Here is a 6,100-nt window from a genome sequence, read left to right as displayed (position 1 = left end):
AGCGCTGAGGCTTCTTGCGGAGAAAGAGCTTGAATCCGTTTGTCTGTTTCTGAATGAGCAAAAGCGTTCCGTTGAGGAAGCTACGTGGCAGTATTATGACCAGAGAGATAGCTTAAGGGAAGGGTTGCTCCGCCAGCTGTTTCTTTGCCTGCACTTTGAAGGCAGTGCGGGCACTCAACGCCTAGCAGGAGTGCTGGATCATGCTCAACTTGATCTCTCAGCCCGAAGAATGATCTCAAAGGCAAATATAGACAGCCGACTGCCAGCCAAGAAACTATTACCGCTCTTGCAGGACGAGGACGATAACATTAACCCAGGCCGCTACGAGTGGTACCTGTACTTACAGATCCCCGACCGGTTGAATGGCCAACTGACTTTGCCGAATGTCGTTAAATACCGGGCATTGGAGGCTGATCTGGTAAGTCGAGCGCGCTGGCGAAGGGATAAGACAAAGTTGCTAGAGCAAACCCAGCTGCCAAAGTTGTCCGCCGAACCGAATAAGCTGATTGAGCAAATGAACAGGGATCTGGAGATCCGTTTGCATGAAGTCAGTGAATATCTGGAACAGGACGATAACCGAAACATTATCCTACGTAATCCCAAGGGTAAGCGTCTGTGGCGATTACCGACGGCAAGTAAAAAGTACCTGGTCAACAATCCCTTCTTCCAGCAAATACCTACCACTGGGGTTGCCGATGTGCTGCGCATGGTCCACCGCGACACCGGGTTCATTGACTGCTTTGAGCATGTGCTGGGCGCCCAGTCTAAGAGCCGAGTTCACGAATATGACCTGCTGGCGATTCTGGTGGGAAATGCGACCAACCAAGGCATCTACGGCATGGCTCAAATCTCCGACCGCACCTATGATCAACTCAGCACCATCCAGGCGAACTACTTACGACTGGAGACCCTGAGTGCCGCCAACGACAACATCAACAACGCGACGGCCAAGCTGCCCATCTTCAAGCATTACAACATCCAAGAGGATGTGATCCATGCCAGTGCCGATGGTCAAAAGTTCGAGGCCCGGCGCGAGACCTTCAAAACGCGCTACTCATCGAAGTACTTTGGCACTCAGAAAGGTGTCTCGGCCATGAGCCTAATCGCCAACCATGCCGCCATTAACGCCCGGGTGATCGGCGCGAATGAGCACGAATCCCACTACATCTTTGACTTACTGATGAACAACAGTTCGGAGATCATTCCGGATGTCCTCTCCACGGATACCCACGGGGTTAATCATGTCAACTTTGCGCTACTGGACCTGTTCGGGTACAACTTTGCGCCGCGTTACGCACAGGTTGGTCGCGTTATCAATGATATGTTCGATGTTAAAGAAGGCAATGATCAGAGAATCGAATTACGCCTGAAAAAAGCCATCAACACCAAACGCATCAGGCAGCACTGGGATACCATCCAGCGGATCGCGGTGTCGCTCAAAGAGCGCAAAACGACACAGGCCACATTGGTTAGAAAACTCTCCGGCTACAAGAGCAACCATCCCTTGCTGGAGGCCCTAACCGAGTACAACCGACTGGTGAAAGCGAATTACCTGCTGAACTACATTGATGATGCCAGCCTGCGTAACTACGTTCAGCGAGCCCTTAATCGGGGGGAGGCCTACCACCAGCTGCGTCGAGCAATCAGCAACGTCAATGGGGATCAGTTCCGGGGCAGCTCTGATGAAGAAATCCAACTATGGAACGAATGTGCGCGCCTGGTCACCAACGCCATTATTTACTTCAACTCCAGCATACTCAGCCAACTGCTGACGAGCTTCGAACATCAGAACGACGACAAACGAATACAGATCGTCAAACAGGCTTCCCCGGTGGCTTGGTATAACATCAACCTTAAGGGTACCTATAACTTCGAATTGAGTGAAAAGTTACCGGATCTTGAGGAGCTGATGCTCTCAATTGATGGATATAGGCCAGTTCAGGGAAAGTAATACCCTCCGAGAGGCCAGAAATGACGCTGGATCCAGAGGTTTTTGTCCGTTTACGAGGGAAAATCCCTAGTACCCCGAGATGGGCGTTATCCCGCGGCTGGGTCAACACAACGAAGAGATACTGGGCAGGTGAGCCAGGAAACTACAACCGGGCGTGCTGTCCTACCTGTTGAGGCCCTGATTTTACCCAAGTACGTGTACGGCGTGCAGATTCAAACGACAGAAGAGCGCGCTGGATTCCAACCCTGCCTCCAAGGCAACCGCTGAAATCAGCATAAATTCTACGAATAACTGTTACGGTGAGTTCGGGATCACATTTTGTCTCTTTGGTCTGCTACGGCTCAATGCTCCGCTCGCGACGGAAGTCCCGTGGAGATTTGCCTGTCCAGCGGCGGAAGGCGCGGGTAAAGCTGCTGGTATCGCTGAAGCCGAGCAGGAAGCTCATCTCTGTGATACTGACCCGGGACTGCTCCATGTAGTCCATAGCCAGGGACTGGCGGATCTGGTTGAGCAGATCTTGGAAGCTGGTGTCCAGCGTGGCCAGCTTCTGTTGCAGGGCGCTGGGGCTCATGGCGAGTTCGCTGGCGACTCTTTGCTTGGTGCAGTTTTCTGACGGTAGGAACTGGACAATAGCTCGCTTGACGCGGGTAATGATATCGTCCTGGTCCAGGGCTGCGATGTATCCCTCCATGATCTGATCGTGCTGGCTGGCAATTTCGCGATTACCGCCCGACAGTGGTTCGTCGACGATCGCGCGCTCCATGCAGATCTGGCAGTTTGGTGCGTCGAATGTCACCGGCACGTGGAAGCTTGTTTTGTATTGCTCTTCAATACCGGGCGGACAGGGTCGTGTCAGGCTGACAGAGAGGGGGGTGAAATCCGGCCTGTAGATCATCCTGAAAATGCGGATAACAAAGGCATTCCAGGCGTCGATGGTTTCGTAGGCGACTCCTTCGGTGGTCACATCGAGGATCAGGCAGAACCGGTCCCCCTCTTCCTCGATCCGATAGATGCCCTGTTCGCTGGCAAGGCGGAAGTAATAGACCAGTCGTTCACAGGCATCCCTGAGGGACGAGCTCGCCAACAGGGCGTAGCCGAGAGCATGAACAGCTCCGGGGTGCATGAATCGTGCCACGGTGAGTCCGAAAGCCGGATTGCCGCTGCGCTTTACCGACTCTCGGTACACGGCGGCCAGTTCGGCGGTGGTGAGGCGATCCATGGGATCGGGCCCGGGCACGCGACCGATCCCTGCTGCCTCGAAAATATCCTCCGCATCGTAGCCATTGGCCTCCAGAGCTTTCTGGATAGCCAGTGAGTAGGAGGCGATGGTGGTGGCTGTTTTGGCTAGATTTTTGGCGTCGTTCATCGGGGTACAGCGTTCTCTGATCGAAATGCCGCAGCTTTAGGCGGCTGGCTTATTATAGCTGCCACATTCTCTGAGCTGTGGCACTGAGCTTCGCTGCAAAGATTAACATCGTGAAATCAAAGGGCAAGTTTACCCTCGCTGGTGTAATGGCTGCTCGAGTTAGGGGTGGGATGGCCGTTGGGCCGGGTATTTTGTCGATTCCGTCAAGTTCGGGTGGGGGTATATCTATAGTCTAGCTGGCTAATAATTCAAAAGTATTGCAGGGAGTTGCCAGCGTGAGTATCCCGACCCAAAACCATATCATCAATGGAGCATCTGTTCCTCCGTCCTCCGGTCAGTATATCGACTGAATTACCACCTAACTTTTTTATGGAGTTGGATGAAAACACTTGGTCCTACTCATTTGGCGAAGAGCAATATAGGAGAAGAACATGAAGCGTTTTTTTGTTTGCCTGCTGCTGGCTGTTCAAACAGCGCAAGCTGATGCGCCGAAACGTGTGATAGAGGAGGTCATCGTTACCGCCCAAAAACGTGCCCAGTCCAGTCAAGATGTGCCCATTTCCATCTCGGCCTTTGATGGCGATTTTATGAAAGATGTGGGCGCCACGAACCTGCAAGATATAGCGGCCTACATCCCCAATTTGCAGTTTTCCTCCGACACCGACCCTGCGCTGGCGCAGATCAATATTCGTGGCTTTGGTACAAACCCCGTCAATGTGGCCTTTGAGACTTCCGTTGGTTTTGTGCAAGACGAATTATTCTTTGGCCGTCCCGGTTATTTCAGTGAAGCGATTTTCGATATTGGTCGAGTGGAAGTCTTGCGAGGCCCTCAAGGCACTCTGTTCGGCAAAAACACGGTGGCGGGGGTCTTCAATGTGACCAGCGCAGAACCCGGTGAGAGCTTTTCCGGTGATATTCGCGTCAGCCGAGCCGACCCCGAAGAAAAACGCATGGAGTTTGGTGTTGGTGGTCCGCTGTCGGAAAAAGTGGGGGTTCGATTGTCTGGTTTGGCCTATGAAAAGGAAGGCGATCTACAAAACACCAAGAGGAACGAGAAAGCTGACCGCTATGAACAGTTGGCTGGGCGTATGAAATTGCAGTTTCAGCCCACTGAGAATCTATCCTCAGAATTAACGGTCATCAAATCCGATACCGACAGTGGGTATTGGTCATTTCAGCTGTCAAAGTTGGACGATGGCACTCGGGACTTTGTGGATAATTACGACCCTGAGGTTGAGGACGATCCACACAATCACCAGTTGTCGCATAACGCCGCGGGATTTTTGGATAAGGGCTCAAATACCGTTGGCTTAAAGGTGGATTGGGACTTAAGCCAGTTGTTGGGTTTGAACGATCTGGTCAGTACCCTCGTGGTAGGCAGCAGTGAGCTGTACTTTCGCGAATTGATTGATGTGGACGCTTCCCCAGCCGACGTGGCCAAATTGGGTGTTGCCTCGGATTTTGAGCAAGACAGCCTAGAGTTGCGTTTTAGCGGTAGCCGAGACAGCGGCTTATGGGGCCTAGGTAGCAGTGTTGAATACGTTGTGGGTGGGTTTTATTTTGAATCTCGATTTGAGCAGGTGGTCGACATTGTCGCGGGGGAGGATTTAGGGGCCTACCTCAGCACCGACGATGCGGCTCAATTAGTGAGCGGCAATAACGGCACCTCAACCGGCGTTGGCTCGATACCCGGTTTGGGCGGCTTGATTGGCGCTGGCGTCGGCGCGGCGATTGGCGACGACCGTTACCGATTGGAATACCTTTTAGACATTGAAGCCTTGGCCTGGTTTGGCCAGATGACCTGGTATTTGAATGAAAACTGGGCGATTACTCCGGGAATTCGTTATAACCGAGAGCGCAAACGCGCCAATGCCATTGGCAGCGGCCTGTGTGCGGGCAAGTCAGTCGGTGCACCTTGCATTATTGAAACGGCGCTGTCGGCGCAGGATTACCGCGTGATTGGCACCACTAGAGAAGAAACCGATTTGTCGCCAAAGTTGTCACTGCAATATTTTCACGGTGACGATTTGACGTTGTTTTTTACCTACGCCCGAGGCTTTAAGAGCGGTGGCTTTAACGCCGCGTCTTTTTCCGGCGACGATTTGGATTTTGAACCGGAAGAAGCCAGAACTTTTGAGATGGGAGCGAAGGGGGTTTTTCTTGATCAGTCCCTGAAGCTGAATCTCACGCTGTTTCATACCGAATTGGATAACCTGCAAGTGCTGGCGTTTAATGGTGCCTTTTTTGACGTGACCAATGCCGCCTCCGCCGTGTCGGAGGGTATGGAAATGGACTTTACGTGGTTGACGCCTCTGGCGTTTTTGACCTTGTCGGGCTCGGCAGGCGTGCTAAATGCCGAATACGACGAGTACGCCAATGCACCAGCGCCCATTAGCCAGGGCATCAATACCACACAGGATCTGAGCGGAGAGCGTTTGGCCTTGGCGCCCGAGGCTTCGGCTTCGTTATCTCCGGTGGTCAATTTCCCACTCACCGCCAACTTAGGATTGAGAGCCAGCTTGGACCTGCTCTACCAGGGTGAGCAATTTACCGATATCGATCTGGACCCAGAAACACGAATCCCTGCGCATACCTTGGTGTCGGCCCGTGTCTCGGTTGGCGCTCAAGACCAAAGTTGGTCTTTGAGTTTGGGCGGCAGCAATTTGACCGATAAGGACGTTTCCAATCAGGTCTTGGATGCGGTGTTTTTCCCCGGCAGTTACCAGGCCACACAAAAAGGTGGTCGCAAAGTCTTCCTCGCCTTGACCATGAGTTGGTGATAA

At 52.8% G+C, this 6,100-nt stretch carries 3 protein-coding genes; 2 read left to right on the top strand and 1 reads right to left on the bottom strand.

Translation table 11 applies throughout. The features are described 5' to 3' along the window. On the top strand, window positions 1-1,951 hold a 1,951-nt coding region (locus AC222A_RS13455), incomplete at its 5' end, for a Tn3 family transposase (RefSeq protein ID WP_486775100.1). 334 nt (window positions 1,952-2,285) lie between these two features. Here the strand turns inward: AC222A_RS13455 and AC222A_RS13450 are convergent. Next, window positions 2,286-3,317, bottom strand: coding sequence for an AraC family transcriptional regulator (locus AC222A_RS13450; protein ID WP_008250927.1), 1,032 nt, complete (start codon window positions 3,315-3,317; stop codon window positions 2,286-2,288). A 431-nt stretch (window positions 3,318-3,748) separates the two neighbouring features. On the opposite strand from AC222A_RS13450, the gene AC222A_RS13445 reads away from it, so the two are divergent. After that, window positions 3,749-6,097, top strand: coding sequence for a TonB-dependent receptor (locus tag AC222A_RS13445; RefSeq protein ID WP_486775099.1), 2,349 nt, complete (start codon window positions 3,749-3,751; stop codon window positions 6,095-6,097). Window positions 6,098-6,100 lie beyond the last annotated feature (3 nt).

The sequence above is a fragment of the Litorivivens sp. genome (genome assembly GCF_057445395.1).
Note: the sequence above shows the minus strand (reverse complement) of the source record. Positions and strands in the feature narration are given on the sequence as shown.